Annotated in this window: 27 protein-coding genes; 14 read left to right on the top strand and 13 right to left on the bottom strand. The window is 72.7% G+C overall.

All coding sequences use genetic code 11. From position 1 onward, the window contains the following. The first annotated feature begins 5 nt into the window (after positions 1 to 5). The 10 genes from EKO23_RS01480 to EKO23_RS25655 all read left to right on the top strand — a co-directional run bounded on the left by EKO23_RS01480 (position 6) and on the right by EKO23_RS25655 (position 12,127). A complete protein-coding gene (locus EKO23_RS01480) occupies positions 6 to 713 on the top strand; it encodes a GTP cyclohydrolase II (RefSeq protein ID WP_281280836.1) in 708 nt (235 codons plus the stop codon). Between the two features lie 148 nt (positions 714 to 861). After that, a complete protein-coding gene (locus tag EKO23_RS01475; protein ID WP_134713356.1) occupies positions 862 to 1,875 on the top strand; it encodes a sensor histidine kinase in 1,014 nt (337 codons plus the stop codon). 42 nt (positions 1,876 to 1,917) lie between these two features. Beyond that, complete coding sequence (locus EKO23_RS01470) at positions 1,918 to 3,825, top strand: anthranilate synthase family protein (RefSeq protein ID WP_134713354.1); 1,908 nt, start codon at positions 1,918 to 1,920, stop codon at positions 3,823 to 3,825. A gap of 189 nt (positions 3,826 to 4,014) precedes the next feature. Further along, a complete protein-coding gene (locus EKO23_RS01465; RefSeq protein WP_134713352.1) occupies positions 4,015 to 5,778 on the top strand; it encodes a sulfatase-like hydrolase/transferase in 1,764 nt (587 codons plus the stop codon). Between the two features lie 129 nt (positions 5,779 to 5,907). Further along, positions 5,908 to 7,704, top strand: a complete 1,797-nt coding sequence (locus EKO23_RS01460; protein WP_134713350.1) for a sulfatase-like hydrolase/transferase — start codon at positions 5,908 to 5,910, stop codon at positions 7,702 to 7,704. Positions 7,705 to 7,775: 71 nt separating this feature from the next. Beyond that, complete coding sequence (locus tag EKO23_RS01455) at positions 7,776 to 9,485, top strand: sulfatase-like hydrolase/transferase (protein ID WP_134713348.1); 1,710 nt, start codon at positions 7,776 to 7,778, stop codon at positions 9,483 to 9,485. A gap of 88 nt (positions 9,486 to 9,573) precedes the next feature. Further along, positions 9,574 to 9,807, top strand: coding sequence for a cyclic nucleotide-binding domain-containing protein (locus EKO23_RS01450; RefSeq protein WP_134713345.1), 234 nt, complete (start codon positions 9,574 to 9,576; stop codon positions 9,805 to 9,807). A gap of 32 nt (positions 9,808 to 9,839) precedes the next feature. Next, positions 9,840 to 10,433: an anthranilate synthase component II gene (locus tag EKO23_RS01445; protein ID WP_134713343.1), complete on the top strand. Its 594-nt coding sequence runs from the start codon at positions 9,840 to 9,842 to the stop codon at positions 10,431 to 10,433. Beyond that, on the top strand, positions 10,430 to 11,683 hold the full coding sequence (locus tag EKO23_RS01440; protein ID WP_134713341.1) for an anthranilate synthase component I family protein: 1,254 nt from the start codon (positions 10,430 to 10,432) through the stop codon (positions 11,681 to 11,683). The genes EKO23_RS01445 and EKO23_RS01440 overlap by 4 nt, the downstream gene beginning before the upstream one ends. Before the next feature lie 153 nt (positions 11,684 to 11,836). Then, a complete protein-coding gene (locus EKO23_RS25655) occupies positions 11,837 to 12,127 on the top strand; it encodes a hypothetical protein (RefSeq protein WP_175582645.1) in 291 nt (96 codons plus the stop codon). A 59-nt stretch (positions 12,128 to 12,186) separates the two neighbouring features. Here EKO23_RS25655 and EKO23_RS01430 read toward each other — a convergent pair whose 3' ends face one another. Both EKO23_RS01430 and EKO23_RS01425 read right to left on the bottom strand, forming a co-directional pair. Beyond that, complete coding sequence (locus EKO23_RS01430; RefSeq protein WP_217702402.1) at positions 12,187 to 12,708, bottom strand: GNAT family N-acetyltransferase; 522 nt, start codon at positions 12,706 to 12,708, stop codon at positions 12,187 to 12,189. 3 nt (positions 12,709 to 12,711) lie between these two features. Continuing rightward, a complete protein-coding gene (locus tag EKO23_RS01425) occupies positions 12,712 to 14,127 on the bottom strand; it encodes an MFS transporter (protein WP_246050844.1) in 1,416 nt (471 codons plus the stop codon). Positions 14,128 to 14,224: 97 nt separating this feature from the next. On the opposite strand from EKO23_RS01425, the gene EKO23_RS01420 reads away from it, so the two are divergent. Then, positions 14,225 to 14,737 (top strand): winged helix-turn-helix transcriptional regulator, encoded by a 513-nt coding sequence (locus tag EKO23_RS01420; RefSeq protein WP_134713339.1) that lies wholly within the window; start codon positions 14,225 to 14,227, stop codon positions 14,735 to 14,737. 46 nt (positions 14,738 to 14,783) lie between these two features. Here EKO23_RS01420 and EKO23_RS01415 read toward each other — a convergent pair whose 3' ends face one another. Next, on the bottom strand, positions 14,784 to 15,089 hold the full coding sequence (locus EKO23_RS01415; RefSeq protein WP_134713337.1) for a hypothetical protein: 306 nt from the start codon (positions 15,087 to 15,089) through the stop codon (positions 14,784 to 14,786). A 61-nt stretch (positions 15,090 to 15,150) separates the two neighbouring features. After that, complete coding sequence (locus EKO23_RS01410; RefSeq protein WP_134713335.1) at positions 15,151 to 15,591, bottom strand: VOC family protein; 441 nt, start codon at positions 15,589 to 15,591, stop codon at positions 15,151 to 15,153. Between the two features lie 211 nt (positions 15,592 to 15,802). On the opposite strand from EKO23_RS01410, the gene EKO23_RS01405 reads away from it, so the two are divergent. Continuing rightward, positions 15,803 to 17,014, top strand: coding sequence for a DUF480 domain-containing protein (locus EKO23_RS01405; RefSeq protein WP_217702401.1), 1,212 nt, complete (start codon positions 15,803 to 15,805; stop codon positions 17,012 to 17,014). 172 nt (positions 17,015 to 17,186) lie between these two features. Here EKO23_RS01405 and EKO23_RS01400 read toward each other — a convergent pair whose 3' ends face one another. The 3 genes from EKO23_RS01400 to EKO23_RS24995 all read right to left on the bottom strand — a co-directional run bounded on the left by EKO23_RS01400 (position 17,187) and on the right by EKO23_RS24995 (position 18,363). Further along, on the bottom strand, positions 17,187 to 17,453 hold the full coding sequence (locus tag EKO23_RS01400) for a hypothetical protein (protein ID WP_134713331.1): 267 nt from the start codon (positions 17,451 to 17,453) through the stop codon (positions 17,187 to 17,189). A 198-nt stretch (positions 17,454 to 17,651) separates the two neighbouring features. Beyond that, entirely contained in the window at positions 17,652 to 18,170 is a 519-nt protein-coding gene (locus EKO23_RS01395) for an AAA family ATPase (RefSeq protein ID WP_134713329.1), read from the bottom strand. 52 nt (positions 18,171 to 18,222) lie between these two features. Next, positions 18,223 to 18,363, bottom strand: a complete 141-nt coding sequence (locus EKO23_RS24995; protein WP_167880277.1) for a hypothetical protein — start codon at positions 18,361 to 18,363, stop codon at positions 18,223 to 18,225. Between the two features lie 307 nt (positions 18,364 to 18,670). On the opposite strand from EKO23_RS24995, the gene EKO23_RS01390 reads away from it, so the two are divergent. Both EKO23_RS01390 and EKO23_RS01385 read left to right on the top strand, forming a co-directional pair. Next, entirely contained in the window at positions 18,671 to 19,183 is a 513-nt protein-coding gene (locus tag EKO23_RS01390) for a SigE family RNA polymerase sigma factor (protein ID WP_134713326.1), read from the top strand. Further along, complete coding sequence (locus EKO23_RS01385) at positions 19,180 to 20,325, top strand: hypothetical protein (RefSeq protein WP_134713324.1); 1,146 nt, start codon at positions 19,180 to 19,182, stop codon at positions 20,323 to 20,325. The genes EKO23_RS01390 and EKO23_RS01385 overlap by 4 nt, the downstream gene beginning before the upstream one ends. A 46-nt stretch (positions 20,326 to 20,371) precedes the next feature. Here EKO23_RS01385 and EKO23_RS01380 read toward each other — a convergent pair whose 3' ends face one another. The 6 genes from EKO23_RS01380 to EKO23_RS01355 form a co-directional block, all read right to left on the bottom strand. Then, positions 20,372 to 21,121 (bottom strand): MerR family transcriptional regulator, encoded by a 750-nt coding sequence (locus tag EKO23_RS01380; RefSeq protein ID WP_246050860.1) that lies wholly within the window; start codon positions 21,119 to 21,121, stop codon positions 20,372 to 20,374. Continuing rightward, positions 21,028 to 21,981, bottom strand: coding sequence for an ABC transporter permease (locus EKO23_RS26010; RefSeq protein ID WP_246050843.1), 954 nt, complete (start codon positions 21,979 to 21,981; stop codon positions 21,028 to 21,030). Before EKO23_RS26010 ends, EKO23_RS01380 begins: the two co-directional genes overlap by 94 nt. Before the next feature lie 5 nt (positions 21,982 to 21,986). Further along, a complete protein-coding gene (locus EKO23_RS01370) occupies positions 21,987 to 22,763 on the bottom strand; it encodes an ABC transporter ATP-binding protein (protein ID WP_134713320.1) in 777 nt (258 codons plus the stop codon). A gap of 34 nt (positions 22,764 to 22,797) precedes the next feature. Continuing rightward, positions 22,798 to 23,466 (bottom strand): VOC family protein, encoded by a 669-nt coding sequence (locus EKO23_RS01365; protein WP_134713318.1) that lies wholly within the window; start codon positions 23,464 to 23,466, stop codon positions 22,798 to 22,800. An 87-nt stretch (positions 23,467 to 23,553) separates the two neighbouring features. Further along, complete coding sequence (locus EKO23_RS01360) at positions 23,554 to 25,053, bottom strand: sensor histidine kinase (protein WP_134713316.1); 1,500 nt, start codon at positions 25,051 to 25,053, stop codon at positions 23,554 to 23,556. After that, positions 25,050 to 25,757 carry a response regulator transcription factor gene (locus EKO23_RS01355; RefSeq protein ID WP_134713314.1) on the bottom strand — a complete coding sequence of 236 codons (708 nt, stop codon included), beginning with the start codon at positions 25,755 to 25,757 and terminating at the stop codon, positions 25,050 to 25,052. The genes EKO23_RS01360 and EKO23_RS01355 overlap by 4 nt, the downstream gene beginning before the upstream one ends. Between the last annotated feature and the right edge of the window lie 225 nt (positions 25,758 to 25,982).

Raw genomic sequence — 25,982 nt, 5'->3', positions numbered from 1 at the left:
CACCCGTGCTGGAGCACGTCCCCGCCGCCGCCCACGCGACCGTCCGTGGCCGGGTCCCGCTCCCGGTCCTGCGCGCCGACGGCGGCGTCACGCGAGCCCGCGTGATCAGCTTCGACGGCCTTGCCGACGGGCGCGAGCACCTCGCCCTGGCCCTGGGCGACCGCGCGTCCGACCGGCCCTGCGCCGCCGGGGTCCCGCTCGTCCGCCTGCACAGCGAGTGCCTGACCGGGGACGTGTTCGGCAGCCAGCGCTGCGACTGCGGACCGCAGCTGCGAGAGGCGGTCGGACGCATCGCCGACACCGGCGGCTACCTGCTCTACCTCCGCCAGGAGGGCCGCGGCATCGGCCTCTACAACAAGCTCGACGCCTACCTCCTCCAGGACGGCGGCCTCGACACCTACGAGGCGAACCTGGCGCTGGGCTTCGGGACCGACGAGCGCGAGTACGCGGTCGCCGCGCAGATGCTCAGGACCCTCGGCGTCGACGAGCTCGACCTGCTGACCAACAACCCCGACAAGGCGACCCAGCTCCGCGCTGCCGGCATCCGGGTCCGCCACCGGGTGCCGACAGGCGTACACCGCTCACCGGCCAACGCCCGCTACCTCGCCGCCAAGGCCGGTCGTGGCGCCCACACCCTCGGCGACGACCCGTTCGACCCGCGGGACGTCATCCGAGGTGGTCGCCGGGGCAGCCGGGGCAGCCAGGACGGATGACGTTGCGCGGCTGACGTCGTACGGCGCAGTGGCATTGCTCCGCGTCGGTAAACGCTCAGCCACAGTTCTGCCAATCCCCGGCGGCACCGGGGACGCCGCGCGGATACTGGTCCGGTCGCACCACGCACGGACGCGGAAGGACGGGGCGATGTTCGCAGCTGCGGCCAGCTGGGCAGGTCGGCACCGGGTGGTGCTCCTCCTCGTGCTGCTCTTCGCCACCGCGTGGGCCGCGCTGTTCGTGCTGCACGTGGTCGACGAGCAGCCGCTGGTGTGGCCGGCGGCCGGGCTGGTGACCGGGCTCGCGGTCGTCGTCGTCCACCAGCGCCAGACGGCGTCACGGGTCGCCGAGGACACGCGCCAGCGGGAGGCCACCCACCGGGCGCTGGTCGCGGCCCTCGATCACGAGCGGTCGGCGGTCGACCGGCTCCGCGAGCTCGAGCGGGTCAAGGGCGACTTCGTGGCCACCGTCGGCCATGAGCTGCGCACGCCGATCACCAGCATGGTCGGCTACCTCGAGCTGCTCGAGGACGGCGTCGCCGGCGAGCTGACCGACGGCCAGCTCGACCTGCTCGGCCGCGTCCAGCGCAACGCCCGCCGGCTGCACCTGCTGGTCGAGGACCTGCTCATGCTCTCCGAGATCGAAGCCCGCCGGATGACGATCACCCGGGTGCCGACCGACCTCTGCGCGGTCGTGCGCCGGGCGTACGACGCCGCACGGCCGCTGGTCGAGGGCCGCACCCTCGAGGTGTCCCTGAAGGTCCCGGACCAGCCGGTCCCGCACGACTGCGACCCGGACCAGCTCGAGCGGGCGCTGCTCAACCTGCTCTCCAACGCGGTCAAGTTCACCCGGGACGGCGGCCGGGTCGAGATCCGTCTCGAGGTCCGCGGCCCGCACGCCGAGGTGGTGGTCAGCGACACCGGCATCGGCATCCTGGCGCACGAGCAGGAGCACGTCTTCACCCGGTTCTGGCGCTCGTCGGTGGCCTACGACGAGGCCATCCAGGGCACCGGCCTCGGGCTCGTGATCGCCCAGGCGATCGTCACCCACCACGACGGCCGGATCGCCATCGCCTCCGAGGAGGGGGCCGGCACCACGGTCACCACGACCCTGCCGTGCACCCCGGTCGCGGCCGCCCCGGCCGGGCTCTCCGTCGCCGGCTGAGACCCGCCCGGCCCGGCGGGTCCCCGTTGGTAGCGTGCGCGCATGTCCAGCACCGACGCCGCCACTGCCCTCGCCGAGGTGCGGGCGTGCGAGGCGTGGGCGGTCATCCGGCTCCGCGACAGCGACACCGTGACCCTGGTCGGCGGCACCCGGAGCGAGGTCGCGAGCGTGCTCGACGTGCCGCTCGAGGAGGGCCCGCCGCCACCCGGCAGACGCTTCGACCGGCTGGTGGCGGTGCCGTTCCGGCAGGTGCGCGAGCGCGGGTTCGCCGCCCACGACGACGGCACCCCGCTGGTGGTCGTCGACATCGCCACCGAGGCGGAGGTCCCGTACGCCGAGCTGGTGGCGGCGCTGCCCGACGTCCCGCTCACCTTCGACGACGAGGGCGGCTTCGAGACCGACGACGCGGCGTACGCCGACGTGGTCGAGGCGATCATCCGCGACGAGATCGGCAACGGCGAGGGCGCGAACCTGGTGGTCGCCCGCAACTACCGTGCCACCGTCGCCGACTGGGACGCCGACCGGGCGCTGACCGTGCTGCGCCGGCTGCTGGAGCGCGAGCGCGGTGCCTACTGGACCTATTGCTTCTCCACCGGCGACCGCTACCTGGTCGGCGCCAGCCCCGAGCGGCACGTCAGCGTGCACGGCGGGGCGGTCCGGATGAACCCGATCTCGGGCACCTTCCGGCTGCCGCGGGTCTCGACAGGCTCGACCACCGACCAGGCCGCCACCAAGCGGCGGCTGCTGGACTTCCTCGCCGACGAGAAGGAGATCTACGAGCTCTTCATGGTCGTGGACGAGGAGCTCAAGATGATGTGCGACATCTGCCACGAGGGCGGCCAGGTGCTCGGCCCGTTCCTCAAGCCGATGACCCACCTCGTGCACACCGAGTACCTCCTCGCCGGCCGCACCTCCCGCGACGTCCGCGAGGTCCTGCGCGACACGATGTACGCCGCCACCGTCACCGGGTCGCCGGTCGAGAACGCCTGCCGGCTGATCACGGAGTACGAGTCCGAGGGCCGCGGCTACTACGGCGCCGCGCTGGCGCTGCTCGGCCGGGACGCCGACGGCGCGCCGACCGCGGACAGCCCGATCGTGATCCGCACCGCCGACGTCGGCCTCGACGGGCGGCTGAAGGTGACCGCCGGCGCGACGCTGGTCCGCGACTCCGACCCGGCGTACGAGGTCGCGGAGACCCACGCCAAGGCCGGCGGCATCCTGTCGGCGTTCGGCCTGGTCCCGCCCGCGGTCGGACCGCCCGAGGGCACCGCGGAGCTCACCCGGGACGAGGACGTGCTGATCGCGCTGAACTCCCGCAACCAGCGGCTCTCGCGCTTCTGGCTGACCGACCAGAGCGGGGCAGCGCCGGACGACGCGCTCCGCGGCCGCTCCGTGGTGATCCTCGACGGCGAGGACGACTTCGTGAACATGCTGCGCCACGTGCTGGGGGTGCTCGGCATGACCTCGACGGTGGTCCGGCACGAGGACTGGCGGCCGGGCGCCCTCGACGGGCACGACCTGGTGATCGTCGGCCCCGGGCCGGGAGACCCGCGGGAGGGCGATCACCCGAAGATCGCGGCGTTCCGCGGCGCCGTCGACGAGCTTCTGGCCTCGGGCCAGCCGTTCCTCGCGGTCTGCCTCGGCCACCAGACGCTGTGCCAGCGGCTCGGGATTCCCCTTGCCTACAAGGACATCGTCTTCCAGGGCACCCAGTCGCCGGTCGCGATCGACGGCCGCACCGAGCGGGTCGGCTTCTACAACACCTTCGTCGGCCGCGCCGGCGACGCCACCCTGCCCGCGGGCGTCCGGGTCGCGGCCGACCCCGACACCGGGGACATCCACCTGGTCGCGGGCTCGCACTACCGGGGCATCCAGTTCCACGCCGAGTCGATCCTCACCGAGAACGGCTTCGACCTGATCCACGGGCTGGTCCGCGACCTGCTGACCTGAGCCGGTCCCTCCGCGGCGTCGTCCGGTAGCCGACCACCCGGGTGGTCCCTCCGGGTGGTTCCGGGGCGCAGTCGGGCGGTTCTGTCCGATACCCGTGGTCAGTGCCGCTTTCCGGTGGCTCAATGGAAGTACGTCGGCGGCCCACCACGCGACGCCGGATCTGGCGGGACGCGCGACGGGGGAGACACGGTGCGCGCTCGGGTTCCTCTGACGCTCGCGATGGTCCTCGTGGTCGGGGCCACCGCGCTCGCGGCGTGCCGTCCCGGGGGTGGTGAGGACGACAGCGTGGTCGTGGTGGACCGCCGGGCCACCAGGTCGCCCGACCGGGTCATCGCGCCGGGCCCCAACGACGGCGAGCGCCCGCGGGCGCGGCGCCCGAGCATCGTGCTCGTGGTGATGGACGACTTCTCGCTGGACCTGCTCGACACGATGCGGTCCGCGGCAGCGATGCGACGGAAGGGAGCGTCGTACGAGAACGCGTTCGTCGTCGACTCCCTCTGCTGCGTCTCACGCACCAGCCTGCTCACCGGCCAGTACCCCTTCCAGACCGGCGTGCGCACCAACACCGGGAACATGCCCAACCCGTACGGGCCGATCGGTGGCTGGGCGGCGTTCCAGGCCTACGGGAACGCGGCGCGCAGCTTCCCGGTCCGTCTGCAGCGGATCGGCTACACCACGGGCCTGGTCGGCAAGTTCATCAACCAGTACCGACCGGTCGGCCGGAGCCTGCCCCGGGTCCCGCCCGGATGGGACGACTGGCAGGTGATGTTCGGCTCCGCGTACGCCGGGTGGAACTTCCAGAGCACCCGGATCGAGGACGGCCGCGTGGTGCTGGTGGACCACCCGGCACCACCTGCCGACGCCAGCGACGCCGAGAAGGACGCGGCGTACGCCGGCACCGTGACCGAGCGGGGGGCGCTCGGGTTCATCCGCGAGCACCGCGACGACAAGGCGCCCTACTTCCTCGAGGTGGCGCCGTACGCCCCGCACAGCATGACCCCGGGCATGGCACGCACCTACCCGGGTGACACGCTGTTCCCGCCGGCCTTCCGGGACCGGCCGGGGCGCGGTCGCCCCGAGGGCAACTGCGGGCGGATCCGGTGCGATCGGCTGCGCGTCGACCGGCTGGTCGGGTTCCACGACGACCAGTCCGACAACATGCCGCTGCGTGCCGACGGCAGTCCGGCACCGGACTGGCGGCCGGGGATCGGGCTCGGCGCCGACGACGCCGTGCGCTCCCTGCGGGGACGGGCCCGGATGGTGCAGTCCGTCGACCGGATGATGGCCCGGATCCTGCGCGCGGTCGGGCCGGACACCTTCGTGATGCTCACCTCCGACAACGGCTTCCACCTCGGGCAGTACGGCCTGGGGCGCGGCAAGAGCACGCCGTACGACCCGGACATCCGCGTGCCGCTCCTCGTCACCGGACCAGGGGTGGTGCCCGGACCGCGGACCGAGATGACCAGCAACATCGACCTCGCCTCGACCGTCGAGGACCTGGCCGGCCTGAGGCCTGCGCCGTACCGGGCGGGGGTCTCCCTGGTGCCCACGTTCACCGACCCCGGCCTCGACCGGCGCGACCACGTGTTCGTCGAGCACACGTGGGCGCCCTCGCTCGGGTTCGACCCGGACCGGTGGTACTCCGGTCGCGAGAACGACGCGGTCCCGTCGTACGTCGCGGTCCGGACCCGGCACGCGCTGCTGGTCCGCCTCGACCTCGACGACTCGTGGGAGGGGACCGACGTCGCCTGGGAGTACTACGACTACCGGGCCTCGCGCTTCGAGCGGACGAACGCCTTCGCCGATCCCCGGCACGCGGCCGAGGTGACCCGGCTCAGGCACCTGCTCGCGCGCTTCGTCTGGTGCCGCGACCGGGCCGCGCGGCACCCCCGCGGCGCGGCGCTCCCGGCGCGCTGCGCGGCGCTGGGCGGGGAGCGGCTGACCGGGTCGTGAACCGGGGTAGCCCGCACGGGTCATTTCCGCACGACTCTGCGTGTTCCGCGCAACCGGACGGGCCTCGTCGGCGTCACTAGGGCAGACGGATTTCGGGTGCCGGGAGGCACGTGCTCGTGGGAGGAAGCGGTGCGCGCTCGGGGGACCAACCCGGCTCTGGTGGCCGCGGTGCTGCTGGCGGTGCTGGCGGTTGCCGGGTTCGCCGTGGCCGGCCTGCGCGAGAGCGGGGCGGTGCGCGGCGACGGCCCCGTGACCGGGGTGAGCGAGGGGGCCGGCGATGGATCGGTCGGGGCGGTCGACGGGGCCGTGGGCGGCGAGGCCGCGGCTCCGGCGAAGCCGGCGCCGATGCCGGTGGGCACCCGGCCCGTGCTGCGACGGCCACCGAACATCGTGCTGGTCCTCATGGACGACTTCTCGCTCGACCTCGTCGACACGATGCGGTCCGCCGAGGCGATGCGGCGCCGGGGCGCCACCTACGACCAGGCCTACGTCGTCGACTCGCTGTGCTGCGTCTCGCGCTCGAGCCTGCTCACCGGGCAGTACCCCCACCAGACCGGGGTGCTGACCAACACCGCCAACACCCCCAACCCGTACGGCCCGATCGGCGGCTGGGAGGCGTTCGCGGCCTACGGCAACGAGGCCCGCAGCTTCCCGGTCCGGCTGCAGCAGCGCGGCTACCGGACCGGCTTCGTGGGCAAGTTCCTCAACCAGTACGAAGCGACCAACGGCGTGCTGCCCCCGGTGCCGCCCGGCTGGGACCAGTGGAACGTGCTGTTCGGGCAGGCCTACTCCGGCTGGGGCTTCCGGAGCACCCGGGTCGTCGACGGTCGTCTCGAGGGCGAGTGGCACGCGCAGCCGCCGGCCTGGGCGAGCGACGCCGAGAAGGACGCTGCGTACGCCGGCACGGTCACCGGCGACCTGGCCCTCGACTTCATCCGGACCCACGAGGGCGGCGACGCGCCGTACTTCCTCGAGGTGGCGCCGTACGCCCCGCACAGCCGGACCACCGCGGCCGGCGCCTACCCGGGCGACCCCCTGTTCCCGCCGGCCTTCCGGGACCGGCCCGGCGGCAGGAAGGTGCGCGGCGACTGCGGCCGGGTCCGCTGCGACCGGCTCGGCGTCGACCGCCTCACGGGCTACGGCGACGACCAGGCCGACAACGCGCCCCGCTACGCCGACGGCAGGGTGGCCCCCGACTGGCGGCCCGACGTCGAGCTGTCCGTCGCCGACGCCGAGTCCGGGCTGCGCAACCGCGCCCGCATGGTGCAGTCGATCGACCGGACCGTGCAGCGCATCCTGCGCACCGTCGGCCCGAACACCTACGTGGTGCTCACGTCCGACAACGGCTTCCACCTCGGCCAGTACGGCCTCGGCCGCGGCAAGGGCACGCCGTACGACGCCGACGTGCACGTGCCGCTCCTGGTCACCGGCCCCGACGTGGCCCCCGGCTCCCGCGCCGAGATGGTCGCCAACATCGACCTCGCACCGACCTTCGAGGACCTGGCAGGGCTGCAGTCCCCGGCCTACCGGGCCGGCACCTCGCTGGTGCCCACGTTCGCCGACCCGGGGCTCGACCGCCGCCGGTTCACGTTCGTCGAGCACACCTTCGCGCCGTCGCTGGGCGCCGACCCCGACCGGCCGTACTCCGGAGGCACCCTCGACCTGATCCCGTCGTACGTCGCCGTCCGGTCGCGCGACGCCCTGCTGGTCCGGCTGGACCTGGACCTGTCGTGGGAGGGCACGGACTACGCGTGGGAGCTGTACGACTACCGAGACGCGTCCTACGAGCGGACCAACTCCTACGCCGACCCGGCCAAGCGCGGCCTCGTGCAGCGACTGACCCGGCGGCTCCAGGCCTACGTCGCCTGCCAGGACGCGGTGCGTGACCAGGGTCTCCCCGCGAGCTGTCGGGGCCTGACGAGGTGATCTCGCCCGATCGCCTGTCCTGCATCGGCTTCATGACCCTCTCACCCGCGGAGGGGAGGAGAGGGTCATCCATGTCTGTCCGCCTGCGCGCGCTCACCGGCCTGGTCGCCGTCCTGGCCGCCGTCGCCGTGCTCGCCGGGCCCGCCGGCTCCACCGCCAGCCCGCGCGGGATCCCCGGCACGGCCGGGTCCGCCGCGGCCGCCGCGCCCGTTCCGGCGAAGGCCGTGGCCGCGGGCCGACCGAACATCGTGCTGGTGCTCATGGACGACTTCTCCATGGACCTGTGGGCGTCGATGCGCAACGGCCGGCGGATGGCCGCCCACGGCGCGTCGTACCGCAACTCCTACGTCGTCGACTCGCTGTGCTGCGTGTCCCGGTCGAGCCTGCTCACCGGGCAGTACCCGCACCAGACCGGGGTGCTGCTCAACACCCCCAACACCAGCGCGGGCCCCGGGCCGCTGGGCGGGTGGAACGCGTTCAGGGCCTACCGCAACGGCGAGCGCAGCTTCAGCGTGAAGCTGAAGCGGGGCGGCTACACGACCGGGTACGTCGGCAAGTTCCTCAACCTCTACAACCCGCCGAAGCCGGGCACCCGCGCGGTCCGGCCGCCCGGCTGGTCGGAGTGGCGACCGGTGTTCGCCTCGGCGTACAAGGGCTGGGGATTCCAGATGCTGCGTCGCGACGGCCGGGTCCAGCGCTTCGGCGTCCCGCGGGCCGGCGCCTCGCGCGCGACCAAGGACACCACGTACGCCGGCACCGTGATCGGGCGGACCGCGCTCGACTTCATCCGCCGGCACGAGGACGACCGGGCGCCGTACTTCCTCCAGGTCGCGCCGTACGCCACGCACAACAGTGTCGGCAAGCGGGCCTGGCGGGGCGACCCGCTGTTCCCGCCGGCCTTCGCCGACCGCCCGTCGTCCCGGCGGCCGGGAGGAAACTGCGGCCCGACTGCCTGCCGCACGCTCGGAGTCTCCGGGCTGCCCGGTTTCGGCGACCGGATCGGCGACAACCGACCCTTCTGGAGCAGCGGGGGTCGCGCACCGTCGTGGCGTCCCGCCCGGGACCGGGTCGGCCGGCGGACCGCCACCACCTCGCGCCGCAACCGCGCGCGCATGGCGCAGTCCGTCGACCGGATGGTCGGCCGGATCCTGCGTGCCACCGGCCCGAACACCTACGTGGTGCTCAGCTCCGACAACGGCTTCCACCTCGGCCAGCACGGGATGGGCAAGGGCAAGGGGCTGCCCTACGACAGCGACGTCCGGGTGCCGCTCGTGGTCACAGGCCCCGGAGTCGTGCCCGGCACCCGCGAGGAGGTGGTGTCCAACATCGACCTGGCCGCCACCGTCGAGGACCTCGCCGGGGTGGCGACGCCGGCGTACCGCTCGGGCCGGTCGTTCGCCCCGACCCTCACCGACCCGGCGCTGGTCCGGCACCGCTACGCGTTCTTCGAGCACACGTGGGCGAAGTCGCTCGGCGGCACCGACCCCGACCGTTCCTTCGCCGGCGGCACCATGGACCGGATCCCGTCGTACGTCGCCGTCCGCGACCGCGACGGGCTGCTGGTCCGGCTCGACCTCGACAACCGGTGGCGGCACGCGAAGTACGCCTGGGAGTACTACGACTACCGCGACGCGGGCTTCGAGAAGACCAACACCTTCCGCCGGAGCTCCGAGCAGGCCGACGTACGCCGGCTCCGCGGGAAGCTGCGGGAGTTCCTTGCCTGCCGCTCGGCCCGGCGTTTCGACGCGGTTCCCCGCGACTGCCGGGCAATCACCCGCTAGCCGCCCGTTCGGGGCGTTCCGCGGGACCCGGCCGCGTCCTACCGTGGAGGGGCGTCCCCTGTCACGGGGTCTGGCCGAAGGAGGGGCCATGACGACGACCCGAGAGCCGGAAGAGCAGCTGGCGGCCGTGGACCTGCTCGCAGGCCTGTCGCGCTCGGCCACGGTGACGATCGAGGAGGACGTGCACGCCCTCGCCGTGGGCCACATGGTCTTCGAGTCCCTCCTCGAGGATCGCCCCGAGTTCACCCGGGTGCTGCTCAAGCGGCTGTGCGCGCGGCTGCGCGAGGCGGAGGCGGGAGCGGGGACCGCGTCCGCGTCCTGACCGGCCCGGGTCCGGGACGGTAGGTTGCGCGCGTGAGCCCCCAGCCGGCGTCGCGCGTGGTCGTGGTCGACCACCACGACTCCTACACGTGGAACCTCGTGCACCTGCTGGCCGCGGTCACCGGCATCCTGCCGGAGGTGGTCCAGCACGACGCGACCACGGCCGCGCACGTGCTCTCGTTCGACCACGTCGTGCTCTCGCCCGGACCCGGACACCCGGCCGACCCGGGCGACTTCGCGGTCGGCGGCGAGGTGCTCCGGGCCGGCACCGTCCCGGTCCTCGGGGTCTGCCTGGGCATGCAGGGCCTGGTCACGACGTACGGCGGGCTGGTCGAGCGGGTCGAGCCGGCGCACGGAGAGGTCGCCGCGGTGAGCCACGACGGAACCGGGCTCTTCGCGGGCATCCCGTCGCCGTACGCCTGCGTGCGTTACCACTCGCTGGCCGCGACCCGGGTCCCCGACGACCTGGTCGTCACCGCGTGGTGCCCGGACCCGGCCGGCGGCGTCGTCGTGATGGGGGTGCGGCACCGGACCAGGCCGCTGCACGGCGTGCAGTTCCACCCGGAGTCGGTGCTCAGCGAGCACGGAGTCCGGCTGGTCGCCAACTTCCTCGGCGGTGCCGCGTGAGCGACCCGGTGGAGCGGTTCGTCGAGATCGCGGCAGCGCACGCGCGCTGCTTCTGGCTGGACGGCGGCGGTGCCCGGCCCTGGTCGGGCCACCGGTCCCTGCTCGGCTGGCTGGAGGACGACGACGTCTCGCTGACCTACGACGCGGCCCGCGGTGAGGTCACCCGACACGACGGCGGCGGCTCCCGGGTGGTCGGGACCGACGTGTTCGCGGTGCTCGAGGACGAGATGGACGGCGACGAGCCGCGCGTGCACTGGGTCGGCTACCTCGGCTACGCCAGCCGTCCCGATCTGCCGGCACTGGTCGCTCCCGACGCGCCGATGCCCGACGCGGTCTGGATGCGCACCCGGCACGTCGAGGTGTTCGAGCACCCGGAGGCGGCGGCCGGACCGCTCCTGCCGTCGGGGGAGGCGCCCGCCGACGTGCCGGTCCCCGAGGAGTACGCCGCCGCGTTCGCCGACGTCCAGGAGCAGCTGCGCGCCGGCAACAGCTACGAGGTGAACCTGACCCACCGGCTCACGGTCGAGAGCGACCTCGACCCGGTGGCGGCGTACCTCCGGCTGCGCTCGCTCAACCCCGCGCCGTACGCCGGGTTCCTGCAGCACCGCGGCCGCTGGCTGCTCAGCTCCTCGCCGGAGCGGTACGCGACCGTCGACCGGCACCGGGTGCTCGAGACCAAGCCGATCAAGGGCACCACCCGGCGCGGCGCGACCCCGGAGGAGGACGAGCGGCTGCGCCGGCACCTGGCCACCGACCCGAAGTTCCGGGCCGAGAACCTGATGATCGTCGACCTGCTCCGCAACGACATCGGGATGGTCGGCGAGCCCGGGACCGTCGAGGTGCCGGTGCTCATGGACGTCGAGTCCTACCCGTCGGTGCACCAGCTGGTCTCCACCGTCCGCGGCCGGCTCCGCGACGGGGTCACCACGGTGGGCGCGCTCCGGGCGCTGTTCCCGGCCGGCTCCATGACCGGCGCCCCGAAGCTGCGCACGATGGAGGTGATCCGCGACGTCGAGGCCACCCCACGCGGGGTCTACTCCGGTGCGTTCGGGTGGATCGCCGGCGACGGGCGGGCCGACCTCGGGGTCGTGATCCGCAGCCTCACCACCGCGGGCGACGGCACCTGGCAGCTCGGAACCGGCGGCGGGATCACCGTCCGCTCCGACGTCGCCGAGGAGTACGCCGAGTCCTGCTGGAAGGCGGACCGGCTGCTCCGGGTCTTCGACCGGCCGGACGAGTCGACGCGCTAGACGAACAGCGTGCCCTTGCCCCGGCGGGCCTGGTCGGAGTTAACCGCGCCGGACATTGGGCACGGGAAGGGTGGCGCCAGGAGAGAGGACCCGGGGAGCGACCGCCGGGTCAGGTGGGGCGCCGCCGAAGGTCAACGAGGGAGGACGCAGTACATGATCGACATCAAGAGCCCGGTGAAGAGCGTGACGGACCGGGAGAAGTGGGCCGCACGCGGCGCCACGTTCATGGCCAAGGTCAAGGCCACCAAGGCTGTCTGGTTCCCGCCCGAGCCCGCCGAGGCAGGCAAGCAGACCGTCTCGAAGGCCAAGAACGCGACCGCGAAGGCCACGAGGAAGACCACCGGCTCGGCCCGGAAGACGGCCGGGTCCGCCCGGAAGTCGGCGGCGAAGAAGACCGCCGCCAAGAAGACGGCGGCCAAGAAGACGAGCGCCGCCAAGAGCTGAACCGGCCTGCATCGTCGTCCGCGCGACGGACGTCTGGTGCGCCACGGCCCGGGCGACCCCTACCTCGGTCGGCTCGTGTCGAGATGCCAGATCTGCTCTCCGGCATCGTCGACGTCCCCCGACGGCCGCATCCCCACACCGGTGGCGACACGTTCCGAGCCCGCGTGGCCGGGCGCCACGTGGGCGGTCAGCCGGCGGATGCCCTGCCGGCCCAGCCACCCGGCCACCTCTCGAGTGGCCTCGGTGGCATAGCCCTGGCGCTGGTGGTCGGTGGTGACCACCCAGGCCAGGTCGGCTTCCTGTGCGGTGACCGTGGCCTGGACGTATCCGATCGGCTCGTGCGGGGACAGACGGACGACCCAGTTCAGCCACGTCTGGCCCTGCGGCCAGGGTCCGTCGACCTGGCGCCGGTAGCGGCGCCGCAGCTCCTCGAGGCCCGGTGGGGACCCGCCGGTGTAGGCGTACAGCGCCGGATCGTTCAGCACCCCCACCATGTCCGCCGCATCGGCGAGCTCGAGCGGCGTCAACGTGAGGCGCGCCGCGACCAGCTCCACCGCGACCAGCCGGCCCTGCTCCGCCACGAGTCAACCCTCCCACGCCTCGTCGGGCGACAGCTTCGCAAGGGCAGTGTCCCGCGGCTCAGGCTCGACGGCGGACCGCTCGCCGACCAGCAGCACGACCAGCGCGCCGAGCAGCGAGACCGCCGCGGTCACGATCACAGCTCGGTCCCAGCCCGCCACCAGAGCCTCCTTCGTCGCGGATCCCGACGGCGCTGCGACCACCGAGACCACGGTGACGCCGAGCGCGGACCCCAGGTAGCGCGCGGTGTTGTTGGCGCCGCTGCCGAGGGCGCCCTGGCCCTCGGGCACGCTGGCGACGCTCTCTCGGCCGAGCGCCGCGTTGAGTACCCCGGTGGCGACCCCTGCGAGCAGCAGGCCGGGCACGAACCGGGCGGCTCCGCTCGTCGAGTCGACGCCCCACAGCATCAGCTGGCCGACCACGATCACCACGAGGGCGCTCCCCATCCGGGCGCGACCGGTCCAGTGGTGGGGCAGGCGGCGTGCGGCGAGCGCGGTGAGCACGCTGGGACCGGACCAGGCCAGCATGAGCCAGGCGGTCGTCGTCGGCGCCAGCCCGAGCGCGAGACCTGCGAACCCGGAGACGAACGAGAGCAGGGCGATGATCCCACCGCCGGTGGCGAAGGCGGCCGCGGTGACGGCGGCGAAGGCGGGACGGCGGAACAGCCCCAGGTCGATCATCGGGTGGTCGGAGCGCCATTCGGCGACCACGAAGGCCGCCAGCAGCAGCACACCGAGCGTGAGCAGCGTGATGACCGCGGGTCGCGTCCAGCCCTGCCGGCCCTCGGTCAGCCCGGCGAGCAGAGCGCTGGTCCCCAGGGCGAGCAGGACGATGCCTGGCAGGTCGAGCCGGGCCCGGTGCGTGGCACGGGACTCGCGGCAGCCCGTGGCGGTCACGGCGAGGAGGACCGCTGCCAGTGCGAGCACGGCGTACACGTCTCGCCAGGAGTGCCAGCGACCCAGCCACGTGGACACGAGCGGGCCGACGGCGATGCCGGCGCCGACGCTCGCGCCCCACCAGCCGGTGGCCCGCGCTCGTTCCAGGGGGTCCGGAAACGCGACGGCGATCATGCCCAGTCCGGACGCGATCACCGCTGCTCCGCCGACCCCGGTGACGATGCGAGCGAGCACGAACACCTCGACGTCGGGCGTCACCGCCGACACCAGCGAGCCGACGGCGAGGACGACCGACCCGGCCACGAACGCCCGGCGCCTGCCGTAGTCGTCCGCCACCCGGCCGGCGGTGAGCAGGAACGCACCGAGGCCGATGGCCATGGAGCTGAGGATCCAGGTGCGACCGGTGGGCCCCGCGTCCAGCCCGCCCGCGGTCTGGTTCAGGTTGGCCAGTGGAGCGGTGAAGGCCACGAGGACCGTCATCGTGCCCAGCGTCGCGCTGAGCAGGGTGCGTCGGGCTGCGTCCACGACGTCTCCTGAGGGTTTGGTCTGATGGTCGAACTGATTGAGACGGTAGCATAGAGTCTGTTCATCAGACCAGACGGTTGTCGGACGGAGAAGTCACATGCCCCTCGGCACCGACTACGCACGACAGGACTGCTCCCTGGCGCGCTCCCTCGAGGTGGTCGGCGAGCGCTGGACCCTGTTGATCCTGCGCGACTGCTTCTGGGGCGTCCGCCGCTTCTCCGACCTCCAGGCCCACCTCGACATCTCCAGGGCCGTGCTCAGCACCCGGCTCGACGCGCTGGTCGCGGACGGTCTGCTCACCCGCTCCGGGGACGGGCACCCGGAGTACCACCTCACCGACGACGGTCTCGCCCTGTGGCCGGCCCTCTACGCGCTGACCCAGTGGGGCGAGCAGCGGACCACGCCCGGCGCTCCCCGCCGGGTCTTCGTCCATGTCGGGTGCGGTCGGCTCGGCCGGGACGGGCGGTGCACCGGCTGTGGTGAGAGCCCCTCGCCGGGCGACCTGGAGATCCATCCCGGACCCGGAGCGGACTTCACCGTCCGCGACGACCCGGTGTCGGTCGGGCTCCGCACGCCGCACCGACTGCTCACGCCGCTCCCCGCGCGATGATGTCCCACCCGCGGGGCGGGGCGCACCCGCTCCGACGTCGCGCTGCCTACTCCTCGGTCTCGAAGATCGCCTTGCGCTGGCGTGCTGTCGCCATGGCGGTCATGAAGAGCTCGTCGTACTCCGGATCGTTCACGGGGATCTCGGCGATGACATGCTCGTCCAGGACCTGGGCGCTCCCGGGCCTGACCTTGTGCACCACCACGCGGGTGTGACCGTCGACGTCGTAGTGGGCGACGCGCCACCGGCCGGCGGTCACCGCCGGGTGTCCGGGTCTGCTCTCCAGCGCCCGGATCACGACATACAGAACGGCGCCCACCGCCCCGAGGATGAACAAGCCCTCCAACACCGCCATGGCGCCATTGTCCCAGCGCTCTGGCCGACTCGTCAGACGGAGGCTGGTGGTGCGACGTACGTCAGCCGAGCTGCTCGAACAACGACACGATGATCCCGTCGGGTCCGCGCACGTAGGCCATCCGGACGCTGTTCTGGTACGTGCCGATGCCGCCCACGAGCCCGTACCCGTCCGCTGCCACCGCGTCGACGGCCGCCTGGAGGTCGTCGACCTCGAAGGAGACGTTGCGCAGGCCGAGCTCGTTGGCCATCGCCGTGGGCGAGCCCGGCACGTGGTCGGGCGTGACGAAGCTCGCGAGCTCCAGCCGGGAACCGCCATCGGGCGGTCGCAGCATCGCGATCTCACAGTGCGCGCCGGGGATGCCGCAGACGGTATCCACGAACTCGCCCTGCACGGATCCGGTGCCTTCGACTTCGAGACCCAGCCCCACGAAGAACGCAGTCGCCGACTCGAGGTCCGCGACGGTGATGCCGATGTGGTCGAAACGTCGTACGTGTGCCATGCGATCGATCCTCCAATGGTGATCTGGTCGACTCGATGCTGGGACGGAGCCCGGGCTGGGATCTCGACATGTCCTGGGCGCAGACCTTGCTCGCGGTCATCCGAAGGCCTGAGTGGTCGTCGCGAACGCTCCCATGCACGGCAGTCGGGTTCCCACCTGGGTTGCCGTCACACGCCCCATCGGGACCCGGATCGGTTCTAGGGTCGGGAAGGTGAGCGAGCTCCCCGTCCTGGAACCCGACGAACAACGGATCCTCGGCAGCCTGTTGGAGAAGCAGACGACGGTGCCGGCGTCCTATCCCCTCACCGCCAGCGCGCTGCGGACCGCCTGCAACCAGACGAGCAACCGCGAGCCCGTCGTCGACTTCGACCAGGAGACCGTCGAACGGCGAGCACGGACCCTGAAGGAGCGCGGGCTGCTGCGCATCGTCTGGGCAGACACCGGACGACGGGTGCTGAAGTACCACCAGACGCTCGACGAGCTGCTCGGACTCGACCACGACGAGCGGGCCGTCCTCACGGTGCTGCTGCTCCGGGGAGAGCAGGCGCCCGGCGAGCTGCGCACCCGCACGCAACGGCTGCACGAGTTCAGGGACCGGGACGAGGTCGAGGCATGCCTGCGTCGGATGGCGGGGCGTCCCCAACCGCTGGTGCGCGAGCTCGAGCGGCGCCCGGGGCAGCAGGACCGGCGCTGGGTGCACCTCCTGGGACCGGTGCCGCAGCAGGTTGCGGCCGTCGCCACGGTGGTGGTCGACCGGGAGTCCGTGATCGCGGAGGGCGGGGAGACGCGCGACGGGCGGGTGCGGGCGTCGTACGACGCCGTCGCGGTCGACTACGCCGAGAAGTTCGTGGACGAGCTGCGCGACCTGCCATTCGAGACCTGGCTGCTGGACCGGGTGCTCGCCCACGCCGCTGGCCGGCCCGTGGTCGAGGTCGGCTCGGGCCCGGGGCACGTCACGGCGTACCTGGCCGAGGGAGGTGCGGACGCGACCGGGATCGACCTGTCGCCCGCCATGGTGGCGGAGGCCCGCCGACGCTTCCCGGGCCCGACGTTCGAGGTCGGTGACCTGCGGCGGTTGAGCCGTCCGCCCACGTCGTCGGGCTGGGCCGCCGTGCTGGCCTGGTACTCGCTCATCCACCTCGCGGCCTCCGAGCTCCCCGACGCGGTGGCCGCCCTCGCCCGCCCGCTCGACCCCGGCGGCTGGCTGGTCCTCGCGATGCACGCGGGCGCCGAGGTCCGCCACCTCGACGAGTGGCTCGGCCACGACGTCCATCTGGACGCCGTCCTGCACGAACCCGCGTTCGTGGTCGGGGTGGTCGAGGGCGCCGGACTCGTCGACGTCGAGTGGTACGTGCGCGGGCCGGTTGCCGCCCGGGGTGAGACGAGCCAGCGGTTGTACGTCGTCGGCCAGAAGCCCGCGTAGCCGGGTCGCCCACACGCGGAGGCCCGACACACGGTGTGCTCACGGACTGCAGCCGCTCCGTCGCCGTCATCGTGAGCGGGCCGGTCGGACGAGGTCGGTGGCCCTGTCTCCTACCTGAGCCCCGGCCTGCTGTACGCCGCACTGTGCACGCGACCGTGACCAGGCACCCCACTCAGCAGGCGACATCCAGCACCGACGTGGGCCGGTCGCACTCGCCGTAGCTCCACCGTTGATCGCTGTTCGTGTCCTTCGTGGCGTCGGTGTACACCTCCGTCGTGCCCTCGGGAGTGACCCTGTAGTACTCCGTGACGGGGTCACCCTCAGCGGTGGGGTACTCGATGCGCAGCTCCCCTCCCCGACCGGAGTCCAGTGCGACGCGAAGACACTGGACCTGCTCCGTGCCCCGGGACTCCAGTGACTCACCGTGTCGAAGTTGCACGGTGCCGCAGCTGGGAAGTGGCTCGCGTGATTCCCACTGCTCGTGGACGGCGTCCGCACAACCCGCGACCGCGGCCAGGCCCGCGCAGGCGAACGCAGCGAGCCCCGTCCTCGCGCATGACAACCTCATGACCAGTCCTCCCGCAGCCGCGTGCTCCGACGCAGTGTCGATCGTGGCGCAGTCGTGGGCGGCACGACATCAACCGGCGTGGTCCCGGCCAGCGTCGGACAGCTCCACCTGACGAAGGATCTCGTCGACCACGTCCGTGAGCGGTCGCGTCGCATCGATCACCACGCCAGTACCCGGGATGTCTTCCTTGGTCCGATGGAGTCGGAGGATGAGGTCGCGCTCGGATGGTTTCGATCCCCACTCGTCTTGCGGGCGCTGGCCGAGCCGCCGGTGCAGGGTCTCGAGATCGATGTCGAGGACGAAGACCTCGTCGAACAGGTCGATGAACGTCGAGAAGTTGCGGGAGCCCCCGCAGAAGAAGGTGACGGGCTCCTGATGCTCTGCCACCAGAGCCCGCACCCGCCCCACGTCCCAGATGTGGTGCTGGTGCGTAGCGGTGTCGGTCGCCTCACCCGTCTCGGGGTCGCCCTGGTACGCGAGCTCCCTGTCGCCGTGGATGGCCTGGTAGCCACGCCGGTTCAGCTCTCGGCACACCGAGGTCTTCCCCGTTCCGGAGACGCCCTCGACGAGATAGTTGCGGACACCCACCGGGGCAGTATCCAGCCATGGTGCGCATGGGAACAAACGTCCTCCATTGGGGTCAGGTGGAGCGGAATCGCTGCCACCGCGGCCTGAGATCCTGCCGCTGCCGGGTGCGCGCGTGCCTGGCTGAGCGGCGGGACTCGGCGTGGTGCAGGCGGGTGGCGATCTCGGTCTTGGCGAGCTCGTAGTGCATGTTCATGACTGGCTCCTGGTCCGGCTTCGTCGACGTTCGACGTGCCAGGAACGCTAGTGACCCGGGCGGCTCACGCGCGGTCGTGCAGACCGGCCGGCCGGGCCTGCCAGCCACACATTTGGGGGTGGGTTGGCCACACCCGGCTGGCTCTCGAGGCAGCCCTGCAGAGGTCCGTCGGTCGTGGTTGGAGTGGCGCCCTCGGCCCGCCACGCTCGCGCGGGCGGTGCGACACTTCCAGGAAGCATCGCCAATTCTTTCGCGCGACCCGTCCTGAGACGCGTCTGCGTGCGTCAGGGACGCGAAAGGGGGCCCGATGGACCGCGAACCAGCCTTCAGCGCCTACGTGGCAGCCCGGCGGGCAACGCTCTTCCGCACCGCTTGCCTGCTGTGCGGTGACCCGCACCGGGCTGAGGACATCGTCCAGGACACGCTGGCCAGGCTGTACGCAAACTGGCCCCGGGTGAGCCGTGCCGACAACGTCGAGGGGTACGTCCGCCGGATCCTGGTCAACAGCCACTACAGCGACCGTCGGCGTCCCTGGCGCCGCGAGTCGACCACCACGACCTCCGTCGACCTGGCTCTCGAGCCGGGGATGACCGCCGAGGACGCTGACGTGATCTGGACGGCGATCCGGCGCCTGCCGCCCGGGCAGCGCAGGGTCATCGTCCTGCGGCACATCTGGGACCTCTCGGTCGAGGCGACCGCCGCCGAGCTCGGCATCAGTACCAGCACCGTCAAGAGCCAGACCAGGGACGCCCTCGCCGCGCTGCGCCGCGCCCTTACCTCCGACTTCGGCACGACCTCGCTGCAAGGAGAAGAGCGATGATCGACGACGACGTCATCACCCGGCTCGTGGACCTGCACGACCACATCCAGGCCCCCGACACCCCTCCCGGCGCGGACGCATTTCGTGGGGAGCGGAGGCTCCGCCGCCGCCGGACCCTGGTCGTCGGAGTCGCCGCGGCCGTCGTCGTGGGAGTGGTGGGAGCTGCCGCCGTCGCGGCCGGCGGACCGCAGGCCGGGGATCGCATCGAACCGACCGGTCCGAGCCCTACCCGAGGTCCTTCACCGACGGATGACGCGTGGTCGCTCGAGCGGATCCGCGCCGAGGGAACAGTCGACGCCGAGGACGTGACGGCGTCCGGGATCACCGTCCGGTCGTACGCCGTCTGCGACGGGCCCCGGGCTGTCTGTGGGCCCGACGTCGACGGCCCGATCCGGCGCGGACACTCGCACTTCGCGCTCGAGGTGGCCCAGGCCGGGCAGTCCGCGCTGTTCGGCGTCGACGGCCAGTCGTCGTACAGCCTCACGGCGGTCGCCGACGACGCAGTTCTCGTCTTCCAGCCTCCGCCGGCGGGCGCGAACCTCGACGCTGCCGACTACCGTCTGCTGCGCGCCGACGGCACCGAGCGTCGGCTGCGCTCGCTGATCGACGACCCGGTCACTGCGGCCTCCGGACCCGGCGCGGTCACCGTCAACTTCGAGCCCGGGGGCTCGGAAGGCACCACGCACCCATTCGTCCTCGACGAGGCTGCGGGCACGCTGCGGCCGATGGCACTCGCGCGGAGCGCCGAGGACCGCGATCGCGTGCTGCGCGACCTCGGAGCGTGGTGGCCGGAGGCCGGCCTCAGCTGGGGCCCCAACCCCGACGAGTCCCTGTGGTTCGTCTACCACGACTGCACCGTGCACTGGGGGACTGGCGAGTTCTACGGGGACGGAGGCTCGTACAGCGAGCACGAGCTCGAATGCGGCACGGGCTTCGACGGGGCCTTCGGCGAAGACGACTTCACCTACCTGCGCGAGAACATGTTCCCTGCCGGGTGGCTCCGGCCGGGACGGATGGCCGCGATCGAGAACACCGGTGGGCGGCTCTTCCTCCACGTGAGCCTCGACCAGGGCGCGTCCTGGCAGCGGATCCCGGTCGACGACGAGGCCGCGATCTCCGACACCCTGCGACAGCTCGGCTGACACCTCGTCTGGCCTCCTGCCCCCGTGGAGCCCGCGGCCGAGCAGGTCAACGACGGGTGCGGCGTCGGGTGGTGGAGGGTTCGGGGGTGCGCTCCATGCGGCTCCAGCCGGACCAGCCACGCTCGGCGAGCAGCTCCTGGAGGCGCTCCACCATGGGGTGGGCGTCGGTCGCGAACGAGTCCATGAGGCCGATGAAGGCGTCGTCCCCGAGGTCCTCGTCCTGTCGGTCCAGGTCACCGCGCTGGGCGGACTCCTCCATCATCTCGACCATCAGGTCGGCGACGGCAGTCAGCCTGTCGTCGTCCATGCCGGTTGCGACCATATCGTCGAGCAGACGGTAGAGCTGCACGGTCCGCGGGTCGTCGAGCTGGGCGGTCTTGTCGGCCATGAACGCGGGGATCTTGTCCGGCCAGCGGGCAGCAATGAGGATCCAGCCGTCGCGCTCGCCCTCGACCATGGCCTGCGACGCACCGCTGGCGCGCAGCTTGTCGAGGTAGGTGACGACCTCGGGCGGTACGGCGAGCGAGTCGCCGTCGGCGAGCCGGGCGATCCGCCGGCGGTGCTCCTGCAGCTCGCGGATCCGCGCCCGGAGCTCGACGTCGACACGGGTGACCGCGTCGGCGAACTCGGCGGGGGTGGAGTCGAGCAGCTCCTGCACCCGGGACAGGGGTACGCCGGCCTCGGCCAGGGTGCGGATCCGGATCAGGCGGACGACGTCGCCCGCGCCGTACGTGCGGTAGCCGGAGCGGTCCCGCTCCGGCTCGGGCAGCAGCCCGACGTGGTGGTAGTGCCGCACCGCGCGCACCGTGACCCCGGCGTACGACGCGAGCTGGCTGATCGTGAGCATGGGTTCAGACTGCCCGAACCCGACCGAAGACCCGGCCGGCCCACCAGAAGCAGACCACGCTGATCGCCACGCACCAGCAGATCGCCCCACCACGCGTCGGCACCCGGGTCCCGCCCGTCGAGGCAGGCGCGCAGGGTCTCGATGATCGGGGTGAACGGCTGGTGCGCGGCGAACCAGGCTAGCCCGGCCGGCATCGAGTCGGTCGGCACGAACGCGCTGGAGAGGAACGGCAGCAGGATCAGCGGCATCGGCGCGTTGCTGGCTGCCTCGACGCTGCCGCTCGCCAGCCCGATCGACACGCACAGCCAGGTCACGGCCCAGCCCATCAGCAGGAGGATGCCGGCGGCGCCGGCCCACCCGGCGAGCGAGGCGCCGCTGCGGTAGCCGATCGCGAACGCGACGGCGAGGACCACGGCCAGGGCGAAGGTCGTCTGCACCATCGCGGCCAGCACGTGCGAGGTCAACGGCGCCGACCGGGCGATCGGCAACGTCTTGAACCGGTCGATGATCCCCTCGGTCGCGTCCCTCGCGATCAGGATCGCGGTGCTCTGTGCCACCGCCACCACCGTCATCACGAGGATGGCGGGGGTGAGGTAGTGCAGGTAGTCGGCCCGCGGGTCGGCACTGCCGGCCCCTCCGGGCAGCCCGGCGCCCAGCGTGCCGCCGAAGACGTAGACGAACAGCAGCAGGAAGATCACCGGCATCGCGATGATCGTCACCGTGAGCGACGGGTAGCGGACCAGGTGCTTGAGGTTGCGCCGCGTCAGCGTGGCCGAGTCGCGGACGCCCAAGGACAGCGCAGTCGTCATGGTGCTCACCGGAGGGCCTCCGTCTCGTCGTCGTGGTCGGGAGTGGCGGCGTGGCCGGTGAGCGCCAGGAACACGTCGTCGAGGGTCTCGCCGCCGGCCGCGGCCTTGAGCTCGGCGGGCGTGCCCTCGGCGACGAGGCGTCCGCCGTCCAGCAGCCCGACGGTGTGGGCGAGCTGGTCGGCCTCCTCGAGGTACTGCGTGGTGAGGAAGACCGTCACGCCGTCCGCGAGCAGCTCGCGCACGATCTGCCACAGGTCGCGCCGGCTGCGCGGGTCGAGCCCCGTGGTCGGTTCGTCGAGGAAGATCAGCCGCGGCCGGCCGACCAGCGTCATGGCGAGGTCGAGCCGGCGCTTCATGCCGCCGGAGTACGTCGCCGCACGTCGGTCGGCGGCGTCGGTCAGCCCGAACCGGACGAGCAGCCCGTCGACCCGGGCGGCGGCCTCGCGCGCGGGCTGGTGCGCGAGGTCGGCCATGAGCCGCAGGTTCTCGCGGCCTGTCAGCAGGTCGTCGATCGCCGAGAACTGCCCGGTCACGCCGATCGCGCGGCGTACGCCGTGGGGCTCGGTCCGCACGTCGTACTCGGCGACGCGGGCCGTTCCGTCGTCCGCGGCGACGAGGGTCGAGAGGATGCGGACCATGGTGGTCTTGCCGGCGCCGTTGGGTCCCAGCAGGGCGTAGACGGTGCCGGCGGGGACGGTGAGGTCGATGCCGCGCAGCACCGCGTTGTCGCCGTACGACTTCGTGATCCCGGCGACCTCGATGGCGGTCTCTGGAGTGGTCATGGGACCAGCGTGCAAGGTTGACGCTGCGTCAAGGTCAAGCCGTCGTGGAACCGGGCCAGGGGGCGCCGTCGGGCCAGGCGCAGATGCACACCCGGTTGCCGGCCCGGTCGCTGAGGGTCCAGTACCGGGGGGCGCTCGAGTCGTCCACCATCCGCCCGCCGGCTGCCAGCGCCGACGCAACCCGATCCTCGGCCTGCTCGCGGGCCACGGAGACGTCGACGTGCATGGCGTGGCGCAACGGCCGGCCCGGGTCGAGGTCCTGCATCCAGACCGTCGATCCGTGCCCCAGCGGGTCGACAGCGTTGTCCTCGGCCAGCGGGGCGTACCCGAGGGCGGCACGCCAGAACCCGACGTCGAGGTCGTCGGGCCGCGCGGCGACGGCGAGCTGGACCTCCTGGACGGCGGCGCGGTCGGCAACGGCCCCGTGCTCGCGGGCGACCGCCGAGACACCGCGCGCCAGGTCGACGTGCCGCCGTTCCAGCCGCTCGACGCCCCGCGTCAGCCGCACGGTGACGCGCTCGGCGCCGATCGTGATCAGCACCCCCGCGTCGGCGATGCCCGGGACGTCGGCGACCGTCGAGGCCAGCCGGGCAGCCTCCCCGAGCGACAGGACGCGGAACACCGCCGCGGCGCCGCCGTGCAGGACGACCCAGTCCTCGACACCCTCGGCCGCGAGGAACTCGCGCCAGCCCTGCTCGCTCATCTGCGCCTCCTTCCCGAAAGGTAGCCGAGACGGAGCTCCGCGGGCGGAGCCGTCATCCGACGCCTACCCCGGGCGGGAGTCGCGACCTCAGGCGGTCCGGCCCTCTTCGGTCTCGAGCACCGGCGCGGACCCTGGCGGGGGCCACGGTGCGCCGGGGAGGCGCAGCGTCATCAAGGTTCCGCCGCCGGGGTTCACCGCGGCGTCGACGGTGCCGGAGTGGCGCATCGCCACCTGCCGGACGATCGACAGGCCGAGACCGGAGCCGGGCATGCCCCGGGACTCCTTGGAGCGGTAGAACCGGTCGAACACGTGGGGCAGGTCCTCGGCCGAGATGCCGGGCCCCTGGTCGGCGACGGTGAGCACGCCCTCGTGCAGCCGGACGGTCACGGTGCCCGACTCCGGGCTCCACTTGGCGGCGTTGTCGAGCAGGTTCGTCACCGCCCGCTCGAGCGCCGAGGACTCCCCGGTCAGCCACCACTCGTCGGCGGAGACGTCGAAGGCCACGCCGGGCGCGCGGCGGCGTACGCGGGCGACCGCGCGGTGCAGCACCTCGGTCAGCTCGACGGTCTCGACCACGTGCGGGAGCGGCTCGTCGCGGGCCAGCTCGACCAGGTCGCCGATGAGGTTGGTCATCTCCTCGATCTGGGCGCGTACGTCGTCGAGCAGCTCGGCCCGGGCCTCCGGGGGGATGCCGGCGCCGTGCTCGGCCTGGATCAGGAGGTCCAGGTTGGTGCGCAGGGAGGTCAGCGGGGTGCGCAGCTCGTGGCCGGCGTCCGCGACGAGGCGCCGCTGCCGGTCGCGGGACGCGGCGAGCGCCGCGAGCATCGCGTTGAACGACCAGGAGAGGCGGGCGATCTCGTCGTTGCCCTCGACCTCGATCGGGGCCAGGTGCTCGGTGCGGGCGATCTCCTCGGTGGCGCGGGTGAGGCGGCGTACCGGACGGAGGCCGTTGCGGGCCACTGCCCAGCCGGCCAGCCCGGCCGCGAGCACGCCCAGCCCGCCCATCACCAGCATGACGATCCCGAGCTTGTGCAGGACCCGCTCCTGCGACTCCAGCGACTGCGCCAGGACCAGCGCGTTGCCGGGCTGGGTGGGCACGGTGACCACGCGGTAGCGGGTGCCGCCCTCGGCGGTGATGGTGCGGATGGAGTGTGCGTCCTGGCCGGCGGCGACGTCGAGCTCGGGCTGGCCGAGGCTGAGCAGCGGGCCGCGGTCGAGCGACCGGGGCCGCACACGGGGGTTCTCGGTGATGAAGATGATCCGCACGTCGGCCGCGCCCAGCGCCCAGGCCGGTACCTCCGCGGTGATCTCCGTGACCCTCGACGCGGTGGCCGCCTGCTCCGCCCGGTCGAGGAGGGAGGTGTCCATCGAGTTCTGCATCTGCATGCGCACGGTGACGTAGACGCCCAGAGACAGGGCCGCGACCGTGATGCCGACCGCCATCGCGGTCAGCAGGCCGACCCGACTGGCCAGGCTGCGCTTGTAGTGCCAGCGACGGTTGTCCCTGCGCTCCCCGAGCCCGGTCGCCCAACCGGTCGCGCCGGGCTGCTCGCCCGTCGACGGGCCGGCGCCCGGGCCGGCGGTCATCCGGTGCCCTCCTTGAGGACGTAGCCGACGCCGCGCACCGTGTGGATCAGCCGCGGCTCACCCTCGGCCTCGGTCTTGCGGCGCAGGTAGCCGACGTACACCTCGAGCGAGTTCGCGGTGGTCGGGAAGTCGTAGCCCCAGACCTCCTCGAGGATGAACGAGCGCTCCAGCACCCGGCGGGGGCGGCGCAGGAACATCTCGAGCAGCGTGAACTCGGTGCGGGTCAGCTCGATCGCCCGGTCGCCGCGCCGCACCTCGCGGCTGGCGATGTCGAGGCTCAGGTCGGCGAAGGTCAGCGTCTCGTCCGCCTCCGCCTCGTGCGGGACCACCCGGCGCAGCAGCGCACGCAGCCGGGCCAGCAGCTCCTGCAGCGCGAACGGCTTGGTCAGGTAGTCGTCGGCGCCGGCGTCGAGCCCCTCGACCCGGTCTCCGACGGCGTCGCGGGCGGTCAGGACGAGGATCGGCACGTCGTTGCCCGCGGCCCGCAGCGCCCGGGTCGCCTCCAGCCCGTCGAGCCGCGGCATCATCACGTCCATCACCACGACGTCGGGCCCGAACCCGGCGATCCCCGCCAGCGCCTCGGCGCCGTCGCAGGCCAGGGACACGTCGTACCCGTTGAACTCGAGGGACCGCCGGAGGGACTCGCGGACGGCCCGGTCGTCGTCGACGACGAGCACGCGGGGACGGGCGGCGGCGGCGGTCACGTACCTACTGTGCCAGTCCAGCCTGAACCCGCCCTGAGAACGACGTTCCCGGAATTGCCCTCCGAGGTGCCCCGAATTGCGCCGAGCGGCCGGAAATTGCGGATCGAGCGGCCAGGTCTGCGGGCGTTTCGCGCGTTCTGGTCGGACAGCTGCTCGGCGGCCACACCGTGCGACATGCCCGGAGCGACGACCGGGGGCCTTGGTTTCGAGACGCTCGCTGGCGCT

Origin of the sequence: Nocardioides guangzhouensis, from assembly GCF_004519545.1 — a bacterium.
GTDB classification, from domain to species: domain Bacteria; phylum Actinomycetota; class Actinomycetes; order Propionibacteriales; family Nocardioidaceae; genus Nocardioides; species Nocardioides guangzhouensis.
The sequence above is the reverse complement of the archived record's forward strand: the minus strand, read 5'-3'. Positions and strand labels throughout refer to the sequence as shown.